General features: G+C 62.1%; 19 protein-coding genes. 7 read left to right on the forward strand and 12 right to left on the reverse strand.

Annotated features, from left to right (window positions below):
- Positions 1 to 23: 23 nt before the first annotated feature.
- The 4 genes from dnaE to BUB39_RS16670 form a co-directional block, all read right to left on the reverse strand.
- Positions 24 to 3,488 (reverse strand): DNA polymerase III subunit alpha, encoded by a 3,465-nt coding sequence (gene dnaE / locus BUB39_RS16655; protein WP_073055447.1) that lies wholly within the window; start codon positions 3,486 to 3,488, stop codon positions 24 to 26.
- 365 nt (positions 3,489 to 3,853) lie between these two features.
- Positions 3,854 to 4,600, reverse strand: a complete 747-nt coding sequence (locus tag BUB39_RS16660) for an HAD-IA family hydrolase (RefSeq protein WP_073055449.1) — start codon at positions 4,598 to 4,600, stop codon at positions 3,854 to 3,856.
- Positions 4,601 to 4,685: 85 nt separating this feature from the next.
- A complete protein-coding gene (locus BUB39_RS16665) occupies positions 4,686 to 5,585 on the reverse strand; it encodes an alpha/beta fold hydrolase (protein ID WP_073055451.1) in 900 nt (299 codons plus the stop codon).
- Between the two features lie 91 nt (positions 5,586 to 5,676).
- The gene (locus BUB39_RS16670; RefSeq protein WP_073055453.1) at positions 5,677 to 6,816 is read right to left on the reverse strand and encodes an epoxide hydrolase family protein; all 1,140 of its coding nucleotides are present in this window, start codon (positions 6,814 to 6,816) and stop codon (positions 5,677 to 5,679) included.
- Positions 6,817 to 6,996: 180 nt separating this feature from the next.
- On the opposite strand from BUB39_RS16670, the gene BUB39_RS16675 reads away from it, so the two are divergent.
- Entirely contained in the window at positions 6,997 to 7,911 is a 915-nt protein-coding gene (locus tag BUB39_RS16675; RefSeq protein ID WP_073055456.1) for a LysR family transcriptional regulator, read from the forward strand.
- Between the two features lie 190 nt (positions 7,912 to 8,101).
- Positions 8,102 to 8,341 (forward strand): SDR family oxidoreductase, encoded by a 240-nt coding sequence (locus BUB39_RS16680; RefSeq protein WP_425292918.1) that lies wholly within the window; start codon positions 8,102 to 8,104, stop codon positions 8,339 to 8,341.
- Here BUB39_RS16680 and BUB39_RS16685 read toward each other — a convergent pair.
- Positions 8,322 to 9,545, reverse strand: a complete 1,224-nt coding sequence (locus BUB39_RS16685; protein WP_073055458.1) for a flavin monoamine oxidase family protein — start codon at positions 9,543 to 9,545, stop codon at positions 8,322 to 8,324. The genes BUB39_RS16680 and BUB39_RS16685 overlap by 20 nt on opposite strands.
- A 113-nt stretch (positions 9,546 to 9,658) precedes the next feature.
- Here BUB39_RS16685 and BUB39_RS16690 point away from each other — a divergent pair, with 113 nt between their 5' ends.
- The 3 genes from BUB39_RS16690 (at position 9,659) to BUB39_RS25520 (ending at position 13,504) form a co-directional block, all read left to right on the forward strand.
- Entirely contained in the window at positions 9,659 to 11,200 is a 1,542-nt protein-coding gene (locus BUB39_RS16690; protein WP_073055687.1) for a cation:proton antiporter domain-containing protein, read from the forward strand.
- Positions 11,201 to 11,656: 456 nt separating this feature from the next.
- Positions 11,657 to 12,817, forward strand: a complete 1,161-nt coding sequence (locus BUB39_RS16695; RefSeq protein ID WP_073055460.1) for a zinc-dependent alcohol dehydrogenase — start codon at positions 11,657 to 11,659, stop codon at positions 12,815 to 12,817.
- A 300-nt stretch (positions 12,818 to 13,117) separates the two neighbouring features.
- The gene (locus BUB39_RS25520) at positions 13,118 to 13,504 is read left to right on the forward strand and encodes a hypothetical protein (protein ID WP_175561863.1); all 387 of its coding nucleotides are present in this window, start codon (positions 13,118 to 13,120) and stop codon (positions 13,502 to 13,504) included.
- Here BUB39_RS25520 and BUB39_RS25990 read toward each other — a convergent pair.
- Genes BUB39_RS25990 through BUB39_RS16715 form a run of 3 tightly spaced genes read right to left on the reverse strand, consistent with a single transcriptional unit; the run spans position 13,421 to position 17,004 of the window.
- Entirely contained in the window at positions 13,421 to 13,741 is a 321-nt protein-coding gene (locus tag BUB39_RS25990) for a circadian clock KaiB family protein (RefSeq protein ID WP_084527501.1), read from the reverse strand. The two genes, BUB39_RS25520 and BUB39_RS25990, sit on opposite strands and share 84 nt — an antisense overlap.
- Positions 13,741 to 15,495: a circadian clock protein KaiC gene (kaiC, locus tag BUB39_RS16710; RefSeq protein WP_175561887.1), complete on the reverse strand. Its 1,755-nt coding sequence runs from the start codon at positions 15,493 to 15,495 to the stop codon at positions 13,741 to 13,743. Before kaiC ends, BUB39_RS25990 begins: the two co-directional genes overlap by 1 nt.
- A 51-nt stretch (positions 15,496 to 15,546) precedes the next feature.
- Entirely contained in the window at positions 15,547 to 17,004 is a 1,458-nt protein-coding gene (locus BUB39_RS16715) for a putative bifunctional diguanylate cyclase/phosphodiesterase (protein ID WP_175561888.1), read from the reverse strand.
- A gap of 346 nt (positions 17,005 to 17,350) precedes the next feature.
- On the opposite strand from BUB39_RS16715, the gene BUB39_RS16720 reads away from it, so the two are divergent.
- Positions 17,351 to 18,349 (forward strand): GGDEF domain-containing protein, encoded by a 999-nt coding sequence (locus BUB39_RS16720; protein WP_073055693.1) that lies wholly within the window; start codon positions 17,351 to 17,353, stop codon positions 18,347 to 18,349.
- A 267-nt stretch (positions 18,350 to 18,616) separates the two neighbouring features.
- Here the strand turns inward: BUB39_RS16720 and BUB39_RS16725 are convergent, their stop codons facing one another.
- Together BUB39_RS16725 and BUB39_RS16730 are read right to left on the reverse strand one after the other, a co-directional pair.
- Complete coding sequence (locus BUB39_RS16725; protein WP_073055466.1) at positions 18,617 to 19,000, reverse strand: hypothetical protein; 384 nt, start codon at positions 18,998 to 19,000, stop codon at positions 18,617 to 18,619.
- 2 nt (positions 19,001 to 19,002) lie between these two features.
- Entirely contained in the window at positions 19,003 to 19,914 is a 912-nt protein-coding gene (locus BUB39_RS16730) for an alpha/beta hydrolase (protein ID WP_244540275.1), read from the reverse strand.
- Positions 19,915 to 19,963: 49 nt separating this feature from the next.
- Between BUB39_RS16730 and BUB39_RS16735 the strand changes: the two genes are divergently transcribed.
- Positions 19,964 to 21,157 carry a LysR family transcriptional regulator gene (locus BUB39_RS16735; RefSeq protein ID WP_084527509.1) on the forward strand — a complete coding sequence of 398 codons (1,194 nt, stop codon included), beginning with the start codon at positions 19,964 to 19,966 and terminating at the stop codon, positions 21,155 to 21,157.
- Between the two features lie 233 nt (positions 21,158 to 21,390).
- On the opposite strand, the gene BUB39_RS25995 is transcribed toward BUB39_RS16735, so the two are convergent.
- Both BUB39_RS25995 and BUB39_RS16745 read right to left on the reverse strand, forming a co-directional pair.
- Positions 21,391 to 21,687, reverse strand: coding sequence for a helix-turn-helix domain-containing protein (locus BUB39_RS25995; protein ID WP_084527511.1), 297 nt, complete (start codon positions 21,685 to 21,687; stop codon positions 21,391 to 21,393).
- A gap of 1,319 nt (positions 21,688 to 23,006) precedes the next feature.
- Positions 23,007 to 23,262, reverse strand: a 256-nt coding sequence (locus BUB39_RS16745) for a hypothetical protein (protein ID WP_210187089.1), incomplete at its 5' end; no start/stop codon positions are given.

Raw genomic sequence — 23,262 nt, forward strand, 5'->3', positions numbered from 1 at the left:
AGCGCAACCGTTCGGCGCGACTTCTAGACCAGCTCCACATGCTCGATGCCGCGCACGGCACGCAATGCGCTCGCGATCTGAGGCGAGAGCTGGTAGCGGCCGGGCAGTTGCACCTCCACCTCGCGGCTGCCCTCATCGAGCAGCAGCACCAGGCTGACATCGCCGTCGCCGCCGCGCGGCAGATGCCGTTCGATACTCCCAAGCGGATCCTCGGCGCGCAGGAACACGCGGAGCTGCTTCAAGCCGCTCGACATCTCGTCGAGCGGCTTCACCGAGATGATACGCACGCTGATGCCCTCGGGACGATCTTCCGCCGCGACCTGCACCACAACGGAACGGCCGGGCTCCAACTGGTCGCGAAACGCGTTCAGCGCCTCGGCGAAGAGGATCGCCTCGAACTGGCCCGTTGGATCGGAGAACTGGACGATACCCATGCGGTTGCCGGTCTTCGTCTTGCGCTCCTGACGCGCCGTCACCGTTCCCGCGAGCCGCCCCGCGGCGGCGCCGCGCCGCACGGCCTCGGAGAAGTCGGCCCAGTTCTGCACGCGCTGCTTCTTGAGAACCGGCGCATATTCATCGAGCGGATGGGCCGAAAGATAGAAGCCGACGACCGCGAATTCCTTCTGCAGCCTGTCGGCCGGCATCCAAGGCTCGGCGGGCGGCAAGACAAGCGGCTCGGCCGCCCCTGCCCCGCCAAAGAGCTCGTCCTGTCCCAGCGCCACGCCTTCGACGACGCGATTGCCGATCCCCATGATGCGCTCGATGCCGGCAAACACCCGCGCGCGATCGCGCTCGAGATCATCGAAGGCGCCGGCGCAGACGAGGCTCTCCAATGTCCGCTTGTTGAGAATCCGTGGATTGACCCGCGCGGCGAAGCTGGCGAGGTCGCGGAAGGGCCTGTCGCCCCGCGCCTCGACCAGATGCTCGACCGCCTGCGCGCCCACGCCCTTGATCGCAGCCAGCGAATAGAGGATGCGCCCGTCTTCGACATCGAACACCGCGCCAGAGCGATTAACCGAAGGCAGTCCGACCTCGATGCCGAGCCGCATCGCCTCGCGGCGGAAATCATTGACCTTGTCGGTGTTGCCCATGTCGAGCGTCATCGATGCGGCGAGGAACTCGGTCGGGTAATTCGCCTTCAGGTAGGCCGTATGATAGGAGACAAGCGCATAGGCTGCAGCATGGCTCTTGTTGAAGCCGTAATCGGCGAACTTGGCCAAGAGATCGAAGATCATGTCGGCGCGGTCCTTGGCGAGACCCTGCGCCACGGCGCCATCCACGAAACGGGCGCGCTGCGCATCCATCTCGGCCTTGATCTTCTTGCCCATCGCGCGGCGCAGCAAATCGGCTTCGCCGAGCGAATAGCCGGACAGGATCTGCGCGATCTGCATCACCTGTTCCTGATAGATGATGACGCCGTAGGTCTCCTTCAGCACCGGCTCCAGTAGCGGGTGCAGATAGTCCGGCTTCTCCTCGCCATGCTTGCGCGCGTTATAGACGGGAATATTGTCCATCGGGCCCGGGCGATAGAGCGCCACGAGCGCGATAATGTCCTCGAAACGATCCGGCTTCATGCCGACCAGGGCCTTGCGCATGCCCTGGCTTTCAAGCTGGAACACGCCGACCGTCTCGCCGCGCATCAGCATCTCGTAAGTCGGCTTGTCATCGAGCGGCAAAGCCGAAAGATCGAGTCGAATCCCGCGCTTGGCGACGAGTGCTACAGCGGTTTCAAGCACCGTCAGCGTCTTCAGGCCGAGGAAGTCGAACTTCACGAGGCCGGCGCTCTCCACCCATTTCATGTTGAACTGGGTGACGGGCATCGACGAGCGCGGGTCGCGATAGAGCGGGACCAGAGCGTCGAGCCGGCGATCGCCGATCACGATGCCGGCGGCGTGGGTCGAGGCGTGGCGATAGAGGCCCTCAAGCTTGCGCGCCATGTCGAGCAGCCGCGCGACGGTCGGATCCTCGTCGCGCGCGGCGCGGAGGCGCGGCTCGTCCTCGATCGCCTTGTCGAGCGATACGGGATTGGCAGGATTCTGGGGCACCAGCTTGCACAGGCGGTCGACCTGGCCATAGGGCATCTGCAACACGCGACCGACATCGCGCAGCACGGCGCGCGCCTGCAGCGTGCCGAAGGTGATGATCTGCGCGACCTGGTCAAAGCCGTATTTCTGCTGGACGTAGCGGATGACCTCGTCGCGTCGGTCCTGGCAGAAGTCGATGTCGAAATCCGGCATCGAAACGCGTTCCGGATTGAGGAAGCGCTCGAACAGCAGCGCGAAACGCATCGGATCGAGATCGGTGATCGTCAAGGACCAAGCGACGAGCGAGCCAGCGCCCGAGCCGCGACCCGGCCCGACGGGAATCCCCTGCGACTTGGCCCACTGGATGAAGTCCGCGACGATGAGGAAGTAGCCGGGAAACTTCATCTTCTCGATGACGTTCAGCTCGAATTCGAGCCGGCTGCGATAATCCTCCTCGGTGAGGCCCGGCGCGAGCCCATGGGCATCAAGCCGCTTTCTGAGCCCTGAACGCGCCCCCTCCTTCAGAGCCTCGACCTCGGCCGCCTCCGCCGTCGCGGCGTCGGCATTGGCGCCGGCGAAGCGGGGGAGGATCGGCTTCCGCTTGACCGGCCGATAGTGGCAGCGCAGCGCGACCTCGACCGTATTGGCCGTCGCCTCCGGCAGATCCGCGAAGAGCGCGATCATCTCGGCGCGCGTCTTGAAATAGTGTTCCGGTGAAAGCCGCCGCCGCTTCTCCTCGGCGACCACCGCGCCTTCGGCAATCGCGATCAGTGCGTCATGCGCCTCGTAATCGTCGCGCTTCGGGAAGAAGGGTTCATTGGTCGCGACCAGCGGCAGACCGTGCCGATAGGCGAGCGCAATCAATTCGCCCTCGACCCGCTCGCTCTCGCCGCCATGACGCTGCAGCTCGACATAAAGCCGGTCGCCGAAAGCCGCCGTCAGACGTTGCAGCCGCGCTTCGGCGAAGCTGCCCTGCCCGGCCCGCAGCGCCTGGTCGACCGGACCGCCCGGCCCGCCCGTCAGCAGGATCAGCCCCGCATTGGCAGCTTCGAGATCGGCAATCGACACATGCGGCCGATCGGCGGCATCCGTCTCCATGAAGGAGCGCGAGACAAGACGGACGAGGTTCCAGTACCCGACCTCCTCCGCCGCGAGCAGAACGAGGTCGGCGAGTTGCTTCTGCCCCGTCGGACCCTTGCGTCCAGGCTCGAAACCATCGTCGAAGGCGATGGCCATCTGGCAACCGATGATCGGCTGGATGCCGATCTCGGCCATCTTCTCGGAAAACTCGAGCGCACCGAACAGATTGGCCGTGTCCGTCAAGGCCAGCGCCGGCATCCGGTCAGCCGTCGCCAGCTTGCTGAGGGTCTTCAATGGCAACGCGCCTTCAAGCAGCGAATAAGGCGAATGGACCCTGAGATGCACGAACCCAACTTCGCCCGCACCGGGAAACTGGCCGTCCATCGCATCACCTCACCGTCCTAGGTCGCCCCGCCCTCCTTATCGGCGAGTCGGGCAGCCAGCGTCCACAGCCGCGCGCATCCGGGCGCCCGGCGGCGCGCCGTCAGACGACATGGACGATCAACTCGGACCACATCGTGATCATGGCAACGAACGCGGAGAGCGCGGCAAGGGCAGCAACATCACGGATCAGCATCGACATCGTCTTATCCTCCGAAACCACCAAGATATCCCCATCTGTTCACGTTTTGTTCTTTCCGTCAAGCCTCCGCGCTTGACGACGCTGGTGGACGTGCCGGCGAAGGTCATCTGATGGCAATCGGACAGGCAGCGCCTGATCGAACTGCCTCGCCAATTTGGCGACCGCTTTACCGCTCGCTGCTGCCGATTTCAGCAGAGTGCCAACCTTCGCCCTTCGGGCTTCTCGCCAGAAGATCGGGCAAGGAGGTCAAATCGGGGAGTATGGAAACGGGAGCCCAGTCCTGGTTGAGCGTCTCATCCAACCTATTGATCCACACGGCGCGGATGCCCAACTCGTGACAGACTTTGAGGTCCGTCACCTGCCCCATGCCCACGTGGACCGTTTCCTCCGGGGACACGCCTATGATGGCATGCGCATGACGAAAAAGACGATGATCGGGCTTGTAGGCATGCGCTTGCCCGGACGTCACGACGAAGTCGATCGGTACGCCAATCGAAGCGACGGTTGCAGCGATTAGGTCGTCGTCGCTGTTGCTGATGATCGCCAAGCGAAACTCGCCCTTAAGGCGCGCCAAGGCGGCCGGAACCTCCGGATGAGGCGGGATATCGCGCAGGCACGACAGCAACGCCTCTCCGTCATCGGATCTCGGCGACAATCCTCGTTGAAGCATGACCTCGGCCAGGCTCGATCGCAGCACCGTCTTGTAGTCGCGGTAGGGAGGGCGTTGCTGCTCAGACATCGAACGCGTGCGAAGCGCTTCGACTATCTCACCGGTTCGACCATCGTTCCAAATCTGGGCCTCCCGATGCGTGGACAGGACGCTGCGGACGGCGCGCTCCAAAGCAGCGTGCCATTGTACCAGCGTGCCGTAGCAATCGAATGTGATGCACTTGGGCTTTTGAAACATCGACATCGATTCATTCCGCCCATGAAGGCAACGCCCGGAAGCGGCAGAGAATTTGGCCTGAACACGACGACATCTGCTCCAAGTGCCGCGCTCATCCCAGCCAATCGTGGACCCGGACGACGGCGTTCGCGAAGGCTTCCGGTGCCTCCTGCGGAAGATTGTGTCCCGCATCGACGATGCGGTGCTCGTGCGGACCGACAAACTTCCGGGCGTGGCTGGCTGTGCCACCCGGCTTGAGCGGGTCGCTCGCGCCGTCGATCGTCACCACCGGGACCAAGATTTCAGGCTTCTCCGCGAGGCGGTCTTCGAAGGGCTGCAGTGCCGGGTCGCCTGCCTCAAATCCGAAAACGCTGCGGTAGCAATGGATGACGACATCAACGAAATCGGGATTGTCGAACGAGCGGGCCGACTGAGCGAAAGTCGCATCATCGAAGGTCCAGCATGGGGACCACTCCTCCCACAGCAGCCGGCAAAGATCGAGACGGTTTTCGGTCAGGCACCCACGGCCGCGCTCTGTTTGAAAGAGATGCTGATACCAGAAGACGCGTTCGAGTGCCGGGGCCACGGCGCTCCGTTGTTCGCTCATATCGATGATGTCGTAGCTCGCATAGGAGACGAGACCGCCGATCCGGTCCGGCCACAGCGCCGCCGCGACGCAGGACGCGTTGCCGCCCCAGTCGAATCCGCCCAGGATCGGACGCTTCAGTTCGAGCGCATCGGCAAGCTCAATGATGTCGCGACCGCGCGCCGCCTGCTGGCCGCTCCGCATGGTGAATTCAGACATAAACCGGGTCGGACCGAATCCGCGCGTATAGGGCATGATGACCTTGGCGCCGGCCTCGGCAAGGATGACTGCGACTTCGTCGTAGGCATGAACGTCATATGGAAAGCCATGCGACAGGATCACCGGCCATCCGCCGGCCGGACCACGCTCGACATAGGCGATCCGCAGCGTGTCGGTATCGACGCTTCTCACCGGCTGCTCATCCATCGCGGGCTACTCCAGATCGTATCTCGACGGCGCCGATATGTGAGCTGGGCCGGATGATGTGTGGCCGGTCCTGCGCGCACGACTTCCGGCCTCACATACCGTGCTGTGTCACCATGGCGATAAAGGTGCGCAGATCGTCCAGCAGCAGCTCCGGCTGCTCCCAAGCGGCAAAATGGCCGCCTTTTGGCATGTCGGTCCACTGCACGATCTTGTAGGTCTGTTCCGCAAACGAACGCGGCGGCGGGACGAAGACCGGATCTGGAAAGGCGGCCACGCCAGTCGGCACGCTGATGCGCGTGCCGGCAGGGAAGCGATCCGAGCCCTCCAGCCGCTTGCCATGGTAGATCCAGGTTGCCGTCACCACGGCCGAAGGCGCGACATAGAGCATGATGTTCGTGAGCAACTCCTCCTCCGAGAACTTGCTCCAGATGTCTGGACCGCCGTCGGTAGCAGTTGGCAGATCAGACCACTTGCCTATTTTCTCCAGAATCCACCCGGCCACGCCAACCGGACTGTCCGCCATCGCGACGCCCAATGTCTGCGGTCGCGTTTCCTGCTGGTGGCTATAGCCGGTCTCCCAGTCGGCAAGAGCGTCCCGCCTAGCCACGAAATCTCTCTCAGGTGGAGTGGTTGGAGCAGCGTCCTCGGCATGAAGATTGACCATGTTCATGTGAATGCCGAACAGCGCCTCGGGATAGTCATGTGCTGTCCAGGCGGCGATGCCGTGACCCCAGTCGCCACCCTGGATGATGTAGCGCGCCTCGCCGAACAGGCGGAGCATCAACTCGTGCATGAGTGTGGCTGCACGGCGCGGCCCAATCACACCGGTGATCGGATTGGAGAAGGCAAAGCCCGGAAGCGAGGGAACAATGACATCGTGTCCGTCGGCCGCCAGCGGCTGCAGCAGGTGCTCGAACTCGAGAAAGGAGCCCGGCCAACCGTGAAGGAGCAGAACGGGTGGCTTGGTTCCGCTCCCCTTCACATGGACAAAATGAATGCGCTCACCCTCGATGTCGGTCGTGAAGTGGGGAAGTTCGTTGAGGCGTCGTTCAACGGCGCGCCAGTCGTAGCGATCACGCCAATAGGCAACGAGCCGCCTGAGGTCGGTGATCCCGACACCGGCCTTCCACCCGCCTGTATCGGGGAGCTGGCTCCAGTCATAGGCCTCTACCTTGGCCATGACGACAGCGAGCCGCTCGTCGGCCAGATGAATCACAAAGGGCGAAACCATGTTTCTCTCCTCGATTGCGCCGCTCTCGGCGAATCTGGACCGGCGTGGCCATGCCCATTAGCGAGTTGCCCGGGCAACAGGACTGTTGCCATCACTTTTGCAAAGGTGGATTTGCAGATCGCGAATGTCTATGTGTGAACGCCAAGCAACATCTTTGCGACGAACGCACAAGTGGGCAGTATGGATCTAGCCGGCGACCTTGAAGTCTTCACGCTCGTAGCCGAGGAAGGCAGCTTCTCGGCGGCAGGCCGCCGGCTAAGGCTCGCCCCGTCGTCCGTCGCGCGCGTCATTGATCGGATCGAAGCTCGGCTCGGCATCCGCCTGCTGTTGCGTACGACGCGCTCGCTCGTTCTCACCCCAGAAGGATTGACTTACCTGTCATCTGCACGGCGGATCCTCGCCGATCTGCGCGAAACCGAGCTTTCAATCGCCGATCAGGGCTCACCCAAGGGACGCCTGCGTCTCAGCATGTCGCAGGTGTTCGGGAGGATGTTCATCGTGCCGCTGCTGCGCGACTTCATGCAGAGATACCCGGACATCTTGCTCGAGGTGAGCTCGACTGACGCTGTCGTCGATATCGCGGCGGGGCAGGCCGACTTGGCGATCCGGCTCGGACCGCTTCCCGATGGTCCGCTGACGGCCCGCAAGCTCGGCAAGACGCATAAGGTGATCGTCGCGTCGCCGCACTATCTGGCACGCCGTGGCATGCCGACGGTCCCCGAGGACCTGCACGGTCATGACTGCATCGCGTTCAGCTTCAAGCGTGCGGCGCCAAGTTGGCCGTTCCGCAAGGCCGGACGCGACTACGTGCTGCCGATCAAGGGCAGGATTGAAACGAACAATGGCGAGACTGAGGGACAGTTGGCAGCCGAGGGCATCGGGATCGCCCGCGTCTGCGCCGAGACGGCCCAGTCGGCGATCGACGCCGGCCAGCTTGTGCCACTCCTGGAGGACTTCAATCCCGGCGATGGCGAGGAGGTGCACGCGCTGTTCGTCGGCGGGACGCACACACCAGCGAGGGTGCGCTGCTTCGTCGACTATCTGGCCGACCGGCTCAAACATTCGATACCGGGAACCGGGAGCCAGAACACCTGAGGCAGCTTGTTACGCGGGCGTTGCGTTCCACGGCATCAACGTCCTGGCCTGAGCGCCCTTGGCGAGGCGACACCTGCAGGAGAGAGCGAGTCGAAGCGATCGCCTCGGGTCCTGAGCGCATCGATAGGCGACATGGGTTCTCCTGTTCAGGAGGATGTCGACTCCAGCAAGTCGACGCTGATCCCGGTCAATGCATGAGGGTTTTGGAGACCGTAGCCGCTACTCGAGGGCGGTCCGCACTGCGCTGATAGCGCCCATCCCGCTTGGACGCATGGCGCGCCTCGGCGAGGTCGTTGCTGCCGCGCTTTTCCTGTTAAGCAATGAGGCAAGCTTCATTGCGGGCGTCGCGCTGTGTGTCGATGGCGGCATACGGGCTCGGCGCAGAGTCAGATGCTGCCATCCCGAACTGCTCACATTGTTCGCTCTATGACCTGCCTGGCTGCTCTCAGGCCGCTGTCCCAGGCGCCATGCGCCGTCGAGAAGTCGGACCGGTGCGTCGCTTCACCCGCAAAGAATAGTCTGTCATCAATGGGTTGTGCCAGTATCTGGCGGGCGTCGGCGTGGCCTGGCAGCGCATGGCTGTAGGAGCCGCCGATCCACTCGGTGCTACACCAGGACGAGGCTACTAACGGACTTAGGTGGCGACGGATATTGCTGCCCAGAAGGGCTGACAACTCGTTCACGGCAAAGGCAAACCCCTCCACAGGGCCGGCGCGTTCGATGATGACCGCACCCGTGCCGCCGAAGAAGGCTTCAATCACCGGCCGCCCCAAAGGGCGGATGTAGTAGCTTCCCGTATCGGCATTCCGCGGATTGCCGAGCAGGTGAGTTTCGGACTCGAGGCCGTGATCGCCGTGCAGTTCGAAGAACAGCTTGTTAGCAACGCCAAGCGGCAAAAGGCTGGCGGCATGAAGATGCTCGTCGGCGCACGCTTCAAACGCGATCGCGCCACGCGCAAGGACATTGGTCGATGCCGTGATCAGCGCTGCCCGTGCTGCAATCGCTCCCCCATCGGTGTCCAGTTGGACGCCGCGCTCCGTCAAGACAACGCGACGAACTGGACATGACAGCCTTAAGCGGACCGCTGGAAGGCTCGCTGCGATCAGATGGCCATAGCCCTCATACACACGCCAGTTGGCGTCCGTTGCGGCATTTTCATAGGCGAGGAAGTCCGCGATCGACAGATGATCGAGCGGCGTGCCGTTCATATATCCGCTCAGCGACTGACAGTAGGCGTTCCATTCGCCGTGCGGCTCAAGTGCATCGGCTGCCCGGTCGCTCGATGGCGGATTGGCCGCAAGACGATCCTCCAGTGCGCTCCACGCCGTTGCCGCTGCCGCCTGCTCGGCCGGCTTGAAGCCGAGATCGTGCCATTGCTGCCTCCAAGCCGTCTGTCCGCGCTCCATCGTGAACCCAGCGCGGTGCGCGACCTCGACGAGCGGGTTGCGCTCGGCCGAGTGCAGCCAGCCACAGCCCAGATCGAGCGCGATGCCCCCGAGCTCGACTGTATGGCCCCGCCCGCCAACGCGGTCGGTGGCTTCGAGCAGAATGACCGAGCGTCCACTTTCGTTCAGCAGTCGCGCCGCTGCGATGCCCGCGGCACCAGCGCCCACAATCGCAACGTCACAATCCATTTCATCGCTCCGCTGCGAGTTGCTTTAACGCCCAACGCCGCACAGCATGACTAGCTTCACCGAATTTTGGCCGCTGTAATACGCACAATCGACTGGTAGGCTATGCCATGCCGATAACGTTCTTCGAAAGCCTTGTCGCGTTGCTTGCGGTCGCGATCCTGCTGTTGCAGGTGACGCGGCGCATGCATCTACCCTATCCCGGCATCCTGGCCGCCGCCGGCGTGGCCGTGGCGATGTTGCCCGGCGCGCCGTATATTCCGATCGATCCGCCGACAATGCTCGCGCTCTTCATCGCGCCCGTGCTGGTCGACTCGGCATATGATTTTCCGGTCGGCGCGGCACGACGCATGATGCTGCCCCTGATCTTCTTTGCCGTCGTCGCCGTGTTGGCAACGGCCGGCATAGTCGTCGCGATCAACTGGTTGACCATCGGATTGCCGCTGGTCGTAGCGATTACGCTCGGCGCGATCGTCGCTCCGCCGGACGCGGCCGCCGCGACCGCCGTGCTGTCCGGTCTGCCCGTCGCACGACGTGTTGATGCTCTCCTAAAGGGTGAAAGCCTGTTCAATGATGCGACGGCTTTGTTGCTGTTCACCGCCGCGCTGACTGTCCAGGCGCGCGGTGAACTCGATGGCGAAACATTGCTCCATCTGTCGATAGCCGCACCCGGTGGAATCCTGTTCGGTATCGCATTCGGCTTTCTCGTCTCGCGGCTATGGCCACTGACCGGAAATACAATCGGGGGCACTTTAGTCCAGTTCGTCTATGCGTTTGCGACGTGGCTCATCGCCGAGCGGCTTCATCTGTCGGCCGTACTCGCTACCGTGGCCAGTGCCATGACGATCGCCACCCTCACGAAAGTGGATTATCCGCCGAGGATGCGGGTGCATTCGTTTGCAGTGTGGACCACGGTCGTGTTCCTGCTCAATGTACTGGCGTTTCTTCTGATGGGCCTGCAGGCGCGTCGCATCGTCGGGGCGATGTCCACCACCGAATTGGACAGGGCGTTATGGTTTGCGGCCGCGATCGTTGGCGGCGTCATCGCAATCCGTCTGGCGATCGCATTTCTATACCGCTGCATCTCTCTGCATCTGCATCGCGCCGGCCGCAGTTCCGCGGCGGCGACAAAGAGCGAGACTTTTCTGATCGGATGGACGGGGATGCGCGGGCTTGTCACCCTCGCAACGGCACTCGCGTTGCCAGCGAATTTCCCCGATCGCGATCTGGTCGTCCTGACGGCATTCGCAGTCGTGCTGGCAACACTCGTTATTCAGGGGGGGACATTGGCGCCGATCATTCGGCTCCTGAATCTGGGACGGCAAGACGAGGCGCGTGCTGAGCGTGACGCAGCGCAGACTTCGCTTGCCGACGCAGCCCTTGAGTGGCTCGAAAACGAGCAGGGTCCCGAGGCCGAAGTCATTCGGAGATTCTATCTTGAGTACCGCGACGGCATCTCGGCGCCTGATGATGCGTCACCCGTCAACCGTCGCCGCAAGCTGTCTCTCGCCGCGTTGCTGCTTCAACGTCAACGCCTTGATGAGTTGCGCGACGCGGATCAGATCGGCCCTGACCATTATCTCGAACTTCAGGAGGATCTCGACTGGAAACAACTAGCAGTTGCTCCGGAGGAAGAGCGGCGCATCACTGAAAGCTAAGGCTCGGGCTCAAAACCGTTAGCTGAGGGTTGCGGCGGTCCAGACTTCGGCGACGAAGTTGACTACGAGACGGTCTGAAGCGCCGTGAAGGACGTTCGCAACCGCCTTAGATGTCCGATCGCAACATCAATGGTGACGGGCGGTCCGCGCATCTGGCATTGCCTGTTGCGAAGGCCATGCAGCTTCCGCTTTTAACGTCGCCACTAAAGGGGTTTCGAATGAAGCGGCCTCACACGGTGCGTTTAAAATCAAATCTAATCTTAAGCTTCAGCTGGGCTATTCGATCGCAGCGCTCGCCAGCGACGCCAGAGCCGCAGGATTTTTGTATCTGAACTACGCTTTTCTGATGAGAGAAATCGGAAAGTCGATCATAGCCGCAGATCGCATGCTCCGAGGGAACCGACACCACCGCGGGAGATTGCCCGTTGGGGGACGGATCGAGGACGGAGACTTCTCATGCGCGCACTTTGTTGGCACGGAAAAAGCGATATTCGCTGCGACACCGTTCCCGACCCTGTCATTCAAAACCCGCACGACGCGATCATCCGGGTAACGAGTTGTGCTATCTGCGGCTCCGACCTGCATCTCATGGGTGGCTTCGTGCCGTCGATGAAGTCCGGCGACATTCTCGGACACGAGACGATGGGAGAAGTGGTCGAGGTCGGTAGCGAAGTCCGCAAGTTGAAGGTCGGCGACCGCGTCGTGGTTCCGTTTACGATTAGCTGCGGCGAATGCCGCATGTGTCGCTCAGGCCTTTTCTCCTGCTGCGAACGCTCCAATCCGGCAGGCGCCGAACAGGCCAAGCTGGTCGGCTACCCAACGGCAGGGCTGTTCGGCTATTCGCATGCCTATGGCGGCTTTTCAGGCGGACAGGCCGAATATCTCCGCATCCCCTACGCCGATGTCGGGCCAATCAAGGTGCCAAACGGGCTGACCGACGATCAGGTGCTGTTCCTCTCCGACATCTTCCCGACCGGCTACCAGGCGGCCGAGGCCTGCAATATCCAGCCGGGCCAGACCATCGCTGTGTTCGGCTGCGGCCCCGTGGGCCAATTCGCGATCAAGTCGGCTTTCCTGCTCGGTGCCGCGCGCGTGCTTGCGATCGACACAGTGCCGGAGCGACTTGCGCTTGCCGAGCGCTCGGGCGCCGAGACACTCGACTATGAGGACGCGGACCTGCAGCAGAAGATTCTCGCCATGACCGACGGCAAGGGACCTGACGCTGTCATCGAGGCGGTCGGACTCGAGAGCCACGGCCCGGGCGGCGTTATCGAAAATCTCGAATCGACCTTTACCGCCATGGAGCGGCCCTATGCTCTGCATCAAGCGATCCTGGCCTGCCGACCCGGCGGGACCGTTTCGCTGCCGGGCGTGTTCATTAACGCCGTGACTGTTCCCATGGGCGCCTTTGTCGCCAAGGGGCTCACCATGCGGACGGGGCAGACACACGTTCAGCGCTATCTCGAACCGCTGATGAAGCGCATTGAGGCCGGTGAGATCGATCCGTCCTTCGTCATCACGCACCGGATTGGCCTCGAAGAGGGACCGGAAGCCTACAAGACGTTCCGCGACAAGAAGGACGGATGCATCAAGGTCGTCATCCGTCCAAACGGCTGAGCACAAGCCGGCGCCGATCTGCTGATTGTCGCCTAGTTCCGTATCGCTGAGGGATCGGGTGACGGTCGGGCCTCCGCGACGTGCGAGGCACTGCAGCCGACCTGCCCTTGGCACGCAGCTTGTAACCGCGGTCCGGCGCTGCCTCGAACAGCACCTTTGTCGAGGACGGCATCCCCACGGAGGCGGGCCGAACGCTGAGATGCTGCGGCCGCGTTACGGCAGACTTACTGGTTCGAGCACACGATCCTCGAACATTCTAATACCGCGCCGCGCGGCGAGCGGACGCCGCGCTTCTCAACCATGGCCGATAATCGAACGCCGCTGACACCATGGGCGGTCATTCAGCGTCTGGAGGAGCAGGTAGAGAAGAAGCGCGGCGCTCGGCTGACCTGGGAGACGAGTTTCATCTTGCTGGCGGCGTTGCGGGCCTACGTCGCCAACGAGAAGCGCGAGGCGCTCGCCCCCGTCATCTGCATGCGGACCAATGCCAAGCGGACACCATGCGAGCCGGTCTGCGGGCGCTGTGTCGATCTCGGCTACGCGTTCAAACGCATGATGCGCGGCGAGCCGAACGAGTTTGGCAACCGTGGCAACGCGCCCCAATCAGGGCCTGCGATTTGCGATGAGGCCCAGGGGTTCCAACGACCGCACGACAAGCTCCTGGTCGGAAAGATCGCCGATAACTAGTGACATTCTCTCGCCGTCACGGGCGATGAGCGAGGGCGTCACGAAGATCCCCTGCTCGAACGCCAATTTCGGCTCCTTGAGCACATCAACAGTGGTCACGGTGACCGGCTCGATCAGGTCCTCCATAAGTCGTTTCAGATTCTGGGCTGCCCGTCGGGAGTTCAGGGTATCGCCGGCCACGTAGAGCTCCAGGCGGCAGCGCGCGCCGGTCGCGTTCATATCTAGCGATGGCGACATTAGTCAGCTCCCTGCTTGCGATCGGGAGCCGTCTCCCCACCACGGCGGCGCAACATGGCGCCCCGCCTTGCTTCCTCGATCTGCTGGACTTCGCGAGCTTGTTCTCTCAACCGAACAAGATCCTGGCGCCTGTCGAACAGCTCTTGCGTCATTGAAGACTGACGTAATTCCAGTTCCTCAATGCTGCGCAGCATTTCGCGTTCCACACGGTCCGACTCGCTACGCTCTTTTTGAAGGGCCTGTTCGTTGAGCCGCTCCTTTTGCCAGCGCAAAGACCCCATGAGCACGGCGCCGTCCTCGGCATAGACGTCGGCGATGCTGATGCCAGTATCGTCGAGCAGAAGCTCGGCAACCTGATTGGAATGCGCGGTGCCGCGCGACTTCACGATCGTCAAACCTCGATTTCTCTCCCCCGCCTGGATCAGATAGGACAGATGGATCCAGTTATCGCAAAGCGTTGAGACATAAGACCGCGTGGCCTCCCCCTCGCCGGCCAAACGATCGAGGAGGCTGGTCATTACCACCGTGATCGCCTCCCTTTTGCAGAGCTGAATCAATCGACGGACCGCATTCTGGGCGGACGGCGCGTTGGTGAAGATGGACACTGGATCGATCAGAAGATGGCGGGGACGGTGAAGCCTGATCTTCTCTGCGATCTCATGCACGAGTTCATCAGGCCCCGCCGTGCGATCGACCATGCCATGAAGTATCAGACGCCCCGACGCGACCTGGCTCGAAAGATCGATGCCGACCGATGCGACATTGCGGATGATCTCGGCCGGGCTCTCATCGAAGAAAATGCCGAGGGCCGGTTCGCCCGCCTCGCAGGCCGCGTGCAGAAACATGCTGCCCAGCGTCGTCTTCGCCGTTCCAGGGGCTCCGGAGAAAAGGCTGCTGCTACCGCGGAAAAAGCCTCCGCCGAGCATCGCGTCGAGCCTTGGAATGCCGGTCAACAACCTTTCATGAGAGACGTCCCCATGGCCAGGCAGCGGAGCGATGGTCGCAATCTCGATGCCGTGGTCAGACATGATGAAGGGAACGCGGCTCTGTGCATGCGCCGAGCTCCGGTATTTCTGGATGCGGAGATTACGCGTTGCCAAGCCTTCTTCGGTGCCGCGCTCCAGCTCAAGAACGCAGTCGGCCATATAGAGAGCGATGTCCTCGAACGAGTCCGCCGATCCCGGCCGCAGCTTGAGCGTGACGATCACTGTCGAGGACAGGCTCTCGGCATATTCCTGCAGGCGCAACAGTTCGGCTCGCTGCAGAGAGGGCTGATCAAGCAGGGTCAGGAGTGCGTCGATCCCATCGAAAACAACGCAGGCAGGCGAAGATGAAGAGACCGCTCCAGTGATACTCGCCAACAAGCCCCCGATATCGAAGACCCCACTGAGGACAATGTCGCTGCGCAGCCGTGCATCGATGATCTGAATGCGCCCCTCGTCGACGAGCGCCCCTGCATCCCAAGCAAAGGTCGAGAGGGCTTCCAGAACGCTCCGAGGCGATTGCTCAAAGGAGACAAAAACGGCATCGCCGCCGTTTTTGACGAAGTTGGTCATCGACTGCATCGAGAAGACCGTCTTGCCGGCGCCTGCTCCGCCTGTGACCGCGGTGATCCGTCCGCGAGGCAGCCCGCCTCCGGACATGTGATCAAAGCCTTCTATCCCGGTCGATAATTTGGCGATACCAAGATCGCCTCGCACGGCACCCGTCGTTTCTGTCGGAATGATATGGACCTCCCCCTCGGACTTCCGCACGCCTGCATCCCACGAGCTATCCTGCCGCTTTTGCCAGCGTCCCGCCACCCTTCAGGGCGATGCTCCGAGTTCTGCCCAGCCGGCCAGCTGGGCTGAGTTCAGGGGCTTGGCGTAGAAATAGCCCTGCGCCTTGTTGCACCAGATCCCCTTCAGGAAGTCGGCCTGCGCCTCGGTCTCGACCCCTTCCGCAACGACAGAAAGACCGAGACCCCGCCCCATCGCGACGATCGTTCTGGCGATAACAGCCGCACTCTCATTGTGAGGAAGGTCACGGACAAACGATTGGTCGATCTTCAGGAAGCTCACCGGCAGGTCCCTGAGATAGGCGAGGCAAGAATAGCCGGTTCCGAAATCGTCTATCGCGATCCGGACGCCGGCCTGGTGCAGTTCCCATAGCGTCTCGAAGCCTGGATCGCCGCGCTGCACGAGGGCACTCTCAGTCAGCTCGACGACCAGGCGATCCGGAGGGAACCCCGTTCGCCCGAGAATGGCCCGAACATTCGCAGCAAAATCCGGCGCCTTAAGCTGAACCGGGGAGACATTGACCGACAGCGCGGCTGCCCCAAGCAGGGTATCACGCCACCGTTGACCCTGATTGCACGCCTCCTCGATGATCCACAGGCCGAGCGCATGGATTTGCCCTGTGGCCTCGGCCGCAGTCACAAACTCCAAAGGTGAAACCTGGCCGCGCGTTGGGTCATCCCACCTGACGAGAACCTCGATACCGGCAAGTTGACCCGTAGCCAGTTCGACTTGAGGCTGGTAGGCAAGCCGAAACTCTCCGATCCCAAGCGCCCGGTCGATAGCAAACTCGATCTCAGCGAAGTCCTGGCGCTGCTCGACCAATGGAGTTCGTGAATGGCGCACGGAATAGCTGACGATGTCGCTCATCACGACAACGATGGTGGCGACCACTAAGGTGACGATGATGGGAACTGCGGTTGGATCGAACTGGAGTCGTGCCGCGACGAACCCAAGTCCGATGGCGGCCGTACCCAGGACGACAATCCTCACTCTCGAGAGAAGCCCCGCCGGATTGGGGGCCAACAGATGTCTTAGCGGTCCTCGATAGGCCGTCTGCCCGAGCAGGGCGACTGCCAGCGACAGCCCGCTCAGCGCGATTATCAATCCCAAGAGGCTGGGGCAGCCCGGCAATTGGTAGCTGAATGAAATCAATGCCGCGAGGGGTGGCAAAGTCGCCAAGGCGGCCGTCAGTTGGGCGATCACGATCTTGCGGTTCCCCAGAAGGATCAGGGAAAGCCCGAGCAAGCAAATCATCAAGGTATTGCCAGGCAGCACCGGCGACTGAATCCAACCCAGTCTCCAGGCAAGCTGCTTGAACATTGCTACGGCGCAAGCGCCGACGCCCCAGCAGACGAGCGCAGAGCTCGATTGAAAGGGCCTGCTACAGAGGAGCGCCACACCGACAATTAACAAAGCGATCGAATTGGCGGGCAGGGATGGGCCTTGAAGGCCAGCAACGGAGGTCGCCCCGGTCGCCAGACCCACGGCCGAAACTCCGGCCAAGGCGACGCCGATGCAGCCGAACACTTGAGCCGACCTGAAGCGAGAACGAACTAATTCCCCCGTGCTATCCAACGAACCAGCCCGCGCTAGACCAGATTTAGACATACACAGGGCTCGGGCTTTCGACAGCAACAATCGGTGACCGCGTCCCAACAGCGTTTCCTGAGTCTTCGCCGTTAAAACGCCCGCCAGTTCGAAGCGAACTCAGTTCATACGCCCCTTGGATGCAGACGAGATCAGGGCCGAGCAGCGCTTGCAAGCGTCTTTTCAATGAAACCAAGCTCTGGCATGTTGCACCACACAATTAATGCTTCGGATGCGCCAGCCGATGTGGATTACCCCACCTCCACCGACTTCGGAAGGCGAACGCCTGGCGGAATTGCACGGCTATGAGGTCCTCGACACCGCCGCCGAAGAGCGTTTCGATCGCATCACGCGTATCGCCACTCATGTCTATAGCGCCGATGTCGCGTTTCTCAGCGTCATGGATTCGAACCAGCAATGGATGAAGTCGAAGACATCGCATCTGCTGGGCGACGTTATCCAACGCGATCGCAGCCTCTGCACGGTCGTCGTCTCGACCGGTACGGAACTGGTCATCGACGACATGCGAACGGCGCCGGAACTCGAGGGGCATCCGACGGTGCGGCAAGCTCCGTGGCGCTTCTATGCCAGCGTTCCGCTTCGCGGCGAGGCGGGGCATGTGATCGGCACACTGTGCGTGATGCGATCCGAGCCCGGTCCCCCGGCCGGGTTCAAAATCGACGTCCTGCGGGATCTCGCGGCGATTTCGAGCCACGAGCTGACACTGTCGCGGCAGAATTCCGAGCTGCACCGTCTGACCAATACAGACGCCCTGACCGGCCTCGCCAATCGCCGCATGTTCGACGAGGAATTCCTGCGTGCCTGGCGCCGATCCCGGCGGACGGGCGAGCCAGCATCACTCCTGCTGTTGGACCTCGATCGCTTCAAGGAAGTCAATGACGGCCTCGGTCATCAAGCGGGCGACCGTGCCCTTGTCGACTTCGCGCGTTTTCTGGAGCCCTTCGGACGCCGGCCGGACGATCTCGTCGCCCGTGTCGGCGGCGAGGAATTTGGGTTCGTCCTGGCGGGCGCTGATGCCGACGGAGCCATCGGCATCGCCGATGCAATAATCCGTGCACTCGACACGGCCGCCCTGCCCCATCCCACCCGCCGCTTGATGACGACAAGCATAGGGATGGCAACGCTTCGCGATGATGAGGATCATTCTTCATGGTGGCGTCGCGCCGACGCTGCACTCTACGACGCCAAAGCGGCAGGTCGCGCCACTGTTCGGGTGGGCTGATGCCGTCAGGGAGAACGCTTATCAGCGCTTCCGGTACGAACGGCCCTACCAGCCAGCAAAATCGAACAAGAACCCGCCCGTGAAATCGTCCAGTGTCATGGCGAATGGCATGGCCGCGACCATCAAAGCGCTGACGGCTTCCAGATCGCCGGGATCCGCCGCATCATCCGGGTGCTCCATGCGACGGATATTTGGCCACTGATCAGACCCCAAAGGACAAGCGTAAGGACCGCGCGGAGCGTGACGGCGCGCCCCCCTGGGAGCAGCTCAATCCGTGAGGATCCATCGCGCTGCGGCCTCCGCCGTATCCTGGGGGCGGGTGTTGAAGGCGATCGCGGCCTTCGGCGCGCCCTGGTGAATGGTGTTCACGACCTTTTCGAAGAGCAGCAACCCTTTGGGCGGGATGCGCAAGCCGCCGCCGATCACGACACAATCATAGTCCGCCTTCGCAAGTTGCCCGGCCAGCATTGCGATGCCGCTGTCGTCGGGAGCGATCATGCAGAGGTCGCCATCCCAACCGCGCTCGCTCATCGACGTCTTCGCAACTTCGAAGCCCTCGCGGATTTTTTCGGCATTGAACCCGGGGGGCAGGGAGGGATCGGAAAAGTCGACGGTTTCGGGGATCTGCCCGACAAACAACACGCGCGTCATGATCAAGCTCCTTGGATCGGTGTGGAGGGGGCAGCGCCGTCGGCGGCTTGGGCATCGAGCCGCTGGCGGAGGAAGTCGCTGATGGCGTTGACGGATCGCTCGGCCGCGAGAAACTGGCCGAGGGAAGACTGGAAAACATGCGCCATGCCCTTCCAGACGGACAAGGTGATGTCCACGCCCGCCGCCCGCGCCCGGTCAGCGTAACGGACGGAATCGGCGAGCAGCACTTCATTGTCGCCGACATCGATGCGAACAGGCGGCAGGTCGTCGAGCCGTGCATGGAGCGGTGACACCTTGGGGTTCATGGGATCCTGGCCCTGCAGATACATGTCGGCGAAACCCTGGAGCACGCCGCGCGTGAAGATCGGGTCAGCCTCGGCCCGCGTCTCATAGCTCTCGCCGGTGAGCGCCAGATCGGTCCAGGGCGACATCACCGCCGCACCGAGCGGCTGCACCGTGCCCTTGGTGCTATCAGAGGCGAGGATCGACAGCAGAGACAGCGTCAGGCCGCCGCCCGCCGAATCGCCCACGACCACGATCCGTTCGGCTCCCTCCGCGACCATACCGTGATAGGCGGCCACAGCATCGTCGATTGCGGCGGGGAAAGGATGCTCTGGCGCTAGGCGGTAGTCGGGCACGAAGGCATCCACGCCGACGCGCGCGGCGATTTGGCCCGCGAAATGGGTCACCGCTTGTGCAGAGCCGAGCACATAACCGCCGCCATGAATATAAAGCATGCGCGCGTCCGCTCGCGCGTTCGCCGGCCGGAGCCAGAAGCCGGAAATCCCGCCCACGGTCGCGGGCTCGACCCGCACATCTGCGGCGGCGGGCGTGGCGGCAAACATGGCGTCGAACATTGGGCGCGCCTCGGGGCCGAGCGGTTCGCCCTTGTGGGCCGACGCGGCCTCGCGCATAGCGGCGACGGCCGAGACATCTTCAGGCGCGAGCGGCTGGATCGTCATCATGGCAAGTCTCCTTGTTGGGATAGCGCTCGCTCAGACGGTCGCCCACTGGACAGCGGCGTCCCTGGCAAAAGCGGCGGAGGAACGCGGGACGCGACCGGCAAACTGTCCGCTCGCACCCACGACCAAGATTGTTTCATTCATCAGGTCAATCCTCGCGGTTTTCGTCACCACCATGCTGTCGCACACCTCAATCGTCATACCCAGGTCCGGTTCGTCATCGGTATTGGACAGACTGTTCCGAACAGTGCGACAATGCCGCATGGTTGACATCAACGCCTTGCGGATGTTCGAGAAAGTCGCGACGCTGAAAAGCTTCACGTCATCGGCGCGCGCGCTTGGCGTGCCGAAATCAAACGTCAGCCGGGCGATTGCCCGGTTGGAAGATGAACTCGGCACCCGCTTGTTCCAGCGCACCACACGCGACGTCGTGCTGACCATGACCGGTGAAGCGCTGCTCGAGCGCAGCCCGGGCATCATCGCAAAGCTCAGCGAGGCATTGGACTATGTCCGCAGCCTTGCGGGTCAGCCGCGTGGACTGCTGAAGATCAGCGCGGGCGTGGGTTTCGGTGTCAATGTGCTGGCCGAGCAGCTGCCCGGATTTCTTCTGCTCTATCCCGATATCGAGATCGCTCTCGATCTCGACAGCCGCCCCGCTGACCTCGTCGCGGACGCGGTGGATATCGCTGTTCGCATGGGGCCACTGCCCGATTCCGGAATGGTCGCGGTGAAGCTCGGCGAGATCCGCCGCTACCTTTGCGCCGCCCCCTCCTACATTGAACGCAGAGGAAGACCGTCTTCGATCGACCATATTGCCCAGCATGACACGATCGATATGCCCGGCCAGAATGGCCGGGCGCGCGCCTGGACTTTTTCAAGGGGAGGCAAGACGACGCGAGTGGAAATCAAGCCCCGCCTCGCGGTCAATGAGGCGCTCACCGTGCACCGTCTGGTTTCCAACGGCGCCGGCTTGGGGATCCTGAGCGGCTATATCTGTGCCCCTCAGATCGTGGAGGGCAGGCTTGTCCATCTTTTCCCGGACTGGTCACCAACACCCGTCGAGGTGAATCTGCTCTTTCCCAGTCGCCGCGAGCTATCTCCCGTCGTGCGGGCCTTCGTCGACTATATGAAACAGGTCAGCGGCCCCGGAAGTCTCTGGATGCAGGATCCGCTCGCCGTGTCATCAGCGGGCTGATGGAGGTTTGGTCGGCAAAAAACCTGAAATCTGTCAATTCCAGAACGCGCGCCGCCGGTCTAGCGGTCATAGTGAAGGCGAAGTATCCACACCCGAGCATCCGTTGGCCATTGGCGAAGCGACCAGCGCGCGGGTTGCCAACGAACGTCGAGCGCTTGCCGGAGCGAGGCGCGCGATCAAGACTGATTGTTCCATCACTATGGCCGCCTTGGCTTTAGCGGCGGAGCGCGGATCTAGCGCGATGGTGTCATGGTCGCTTGTCGCCATGCGGAGGGCGACACCCCAGTCCATTGGCGGAATGCACGCACGAATGCACCATGGTTGGCGTAGGCCAACGCGGCCCCGATGTCACCGATAGGAAGATCCGTCGCTGCAAGTAGTTCTCGCGCCGTCACGCCGCGCACATCCGCGAGGAGGGACCGGAAGGTCGAACTGATGGGCCGACATCGCGAGTTTTTCGAGGCGGTTGCCGAACAGGCATTGTCCGCCTGGCCTGCGTGATCCGCCAAAGTCTGGCGTGGCGTGTCCATCCGCCGAGCTGGCTCTGGCCAGGTTACAACTTGGCGAGTTCCGCTTCGGACTAATCCGCGGCAATCGCGCTGCCCGGTTGGCTTCCAGCATAGCTGTCAACGCCTGCCCAGTCCCTGCCAGGGCGCCGGAGACGGCTCGGCGGCTGCTCTTGTTCGGCGGCCGTGATTATCGCAGATGCTGGCAAGCATATCGTTGGCCCTGCGTGTCCATAGTCCTGAATCGCTGTGACGGTTTCGGCAGATCCGGCTGGGCGGTCTACGGCTTCAGCTGTCGCGCCAACCAGCCGACGACGCCAAGTGTCACACAGAAGCCTGAACAAGCGTTCCATATGTTCAAAAGGTTACAGACGATCGGTAATGTGACAAAAGTCCAACGCGCGCAAGATATGCTGGCGGATGCCATGGGCGGTTAACATAGATCAATAAGTCCGCTCTCTGTTGCGTATACAGCATACAACCAGCTGGAACGACAACACTAAGACACGCCGGATAAGATTATATAAATGTCAAAATAATTAAAAGTCACCGCGACCGCCCGATCACTCCGTATTTGTTCGCATATTCCGAGCATATGAATGCTATACGTTCACATTTTAGCGTAACAATATGTTCTCTGAACAATAATACGATTAGAAGTCGATTTATTGTATCTGACTTTGCCACCTGACCCGTGGTTAACTTCGTCAGAGTTCTCAATCGTTGATACATTCCAGCGCGCTTGATGAACAGCGCAAAATTCGTTTTGCACCCTCGGCCTCGCGGCCGAGGAAGGGCGGGCGGCCGTAGCATTTTCCCTGCCCGCGGCCGCTCGCTATCCCCTCATTCAGCCTATCCGGTTGGAGGCCGTCTAGCCATCGATCAAGCTCTGCAACGGTAGATCCGCCTATCTCTTGAACTAACGACTAGGAGCGCCCGGCGCGCCATGTCATCGCGGAATGAGCGGGACGGACTGGAAAAGTCATGAGCGACCTCATTTCGCAAATCGTGGCTAACGCTTGATCGAGGCGTCCATTGGCTTGGAAAATATGCCAGGTGAGGAACTGCAGCGACGCCAGAGCCAGATATGCGCGGTCAGGCGGCGATGTTCTTGGCGGAAAGCCTGATCCACGTTCTTATCGCACATCCAACGCGCTAATGTTCGGTAACCAGTTGCCCGGCTGGGACGCTGATGGAACTGACCTGCGGGACGTCCAGCAACCTACAGCCGACCAAATCCGCGCCGCTGGGGGTCGTGACAACTGAGACCACGACCATTCTCGGTCCGCCGGCTCGTAGACGTACGATGTCTCCGACTTTTAGCTGTTCCGCCATACGGACCTCTATCGTTCGGGCATATCCAGCTGGAGGCTTGCACTGATGGCCCCAAGAATCGCGAGCGCCTTCTCCAGTTCGGCCGGGGAGTCGCCGCGGTCGACGGCGATCTCGGTCTTCACCTCGACGGCGACTTCGACAATTTCGACCGCCTCAGCCACGCTGATCACTGATCGCGCGATCAGGCCATGGATCAGGCTTTCCACCAGCAGCATGGCCGCATGACCATGCGCATCTGGCTGATTTGGCGGGGCGCCCACCGAG

Source organism: Kaistia soli DSM 19436 (assembly GCF_900129325.1).
In the GTDB taxonomy this organism is placed as follows: Bacteria; Pseudomonadota; Alphaproteobacteria; order Rhizobiales; family Kaistiaceae; genus Kaistia; species Kaistia soli.

Excerpts from the sequence above, each read along its gene's own strand:
- dnaE (WP_073055447.1), bottom strand. The coding sequence starts at position 3,488 with ATGGACGGCCAGTTTCCCGGTGCGGGCGAAGTTGGGTTCGTGCATCTC.
- BUB39_RS16660 (WP_073055449.1), bottom strand. The coding sequence starts at position 4,600 with ATGTCGATGTTTCAAAAGCCCAAGTGCATCACATTCGATTGCTACGGC.
- BUB39_RS16665 (WP_073055451.1), bottom strand. The coding sequence starts at position 5,585 with ATGGATGAGCAGCCGGTGAGAAGCGTCGATACCGACACGCTGCGGATC.
- BUB39_RS16670 (WP_073055453.1), bottom strand. The coding sequence starts at position 6,816 with ATGGTTTCGCCCTTTGTGATTCATCTGGCCGACGAGCGGCTCGCTGTC.
- BUB39_RS16675 (WP_073055456.1), top strand. The coding sequence starts at position 6,997 with ATGGATCTAGCCGGCGACCTTGAAGTCTTCACGCTCGTAGCCGAGGAA.
- BUB39_RS16680 (WP_425292918.1), top strand. The coding sequence starts at position 8,102 with ATGCATGAGGGTTTTGGAGACCGTAGCCGCTACTCGAGGGCGGTCCGC.
- BUB39_RS16685 (WP_073055458.1), bottom strand. The coding sequence starts at position 9,545 with ATGGATTGTGACGTTGCGATTGTGGGCGCTGGTGCCGCGGGCATCGCA.
- BUB39_RS16695 (WP_073055460.1), top strand. The coding sequence starts at position 11,657 with ATGCGCGCACTTTGTTGGCACGGAAAAAGCGATATTCGCTGCGACACC.
- BUB39_RS25520 (WP_175561863.1), top strand. The coding sequence starts at position 13,118 with ATGGCCGATAATCGAACGCCGCTGACACCATGGGCGGTCATTCAGCGT.
- BUB39_RS25990 (WP_084527501.1), bottom strand. The coding sequence starts at position 13,741 with ATGTCGCCATCGCTAGATATGAACGCGACCGGCGCGCGCTGCCGCCTG.
- BUB39_RS16720 (WP_073055693.1), top strand. The coding sequence starts at position 17,351 with ATGTGGATTACCCCACCTCCACCGACTTCGGAAGGCGAACGCCTGGCG.
- BUB39_RS16725 (WP_073055466.1), bottom strand. The coding sequence starts at position 19,000 with ATGACGCGCGTGTTGTTTGTCGGGCAGATCCCCGAAACCGTCGACTTT.
- BUB39_RS16730 (WP_244540275.1), bottom strand. The coding sequence starts at position 19,914 with ATGCGCGAGGCCGCGTCGGCCCACAAGGGCGAACCGCTCGGCCCCGAG.
- BUB39_RS16735 (WP_084527509.1), top strand. The coding sequence starts at position 19,964 with ATGGCAAGTCTCCTTGTTGGGATAGCGCTCGCTCAGACGGTCGCCCAC.
- BUB39_RS25995 (WP_084527511.1), bottom strand. The coding sequence starts at position 21,687 with ATGGACACGCCACGCCAGACTTTGGCGGATCACGCAGGCCAGGCGGAC.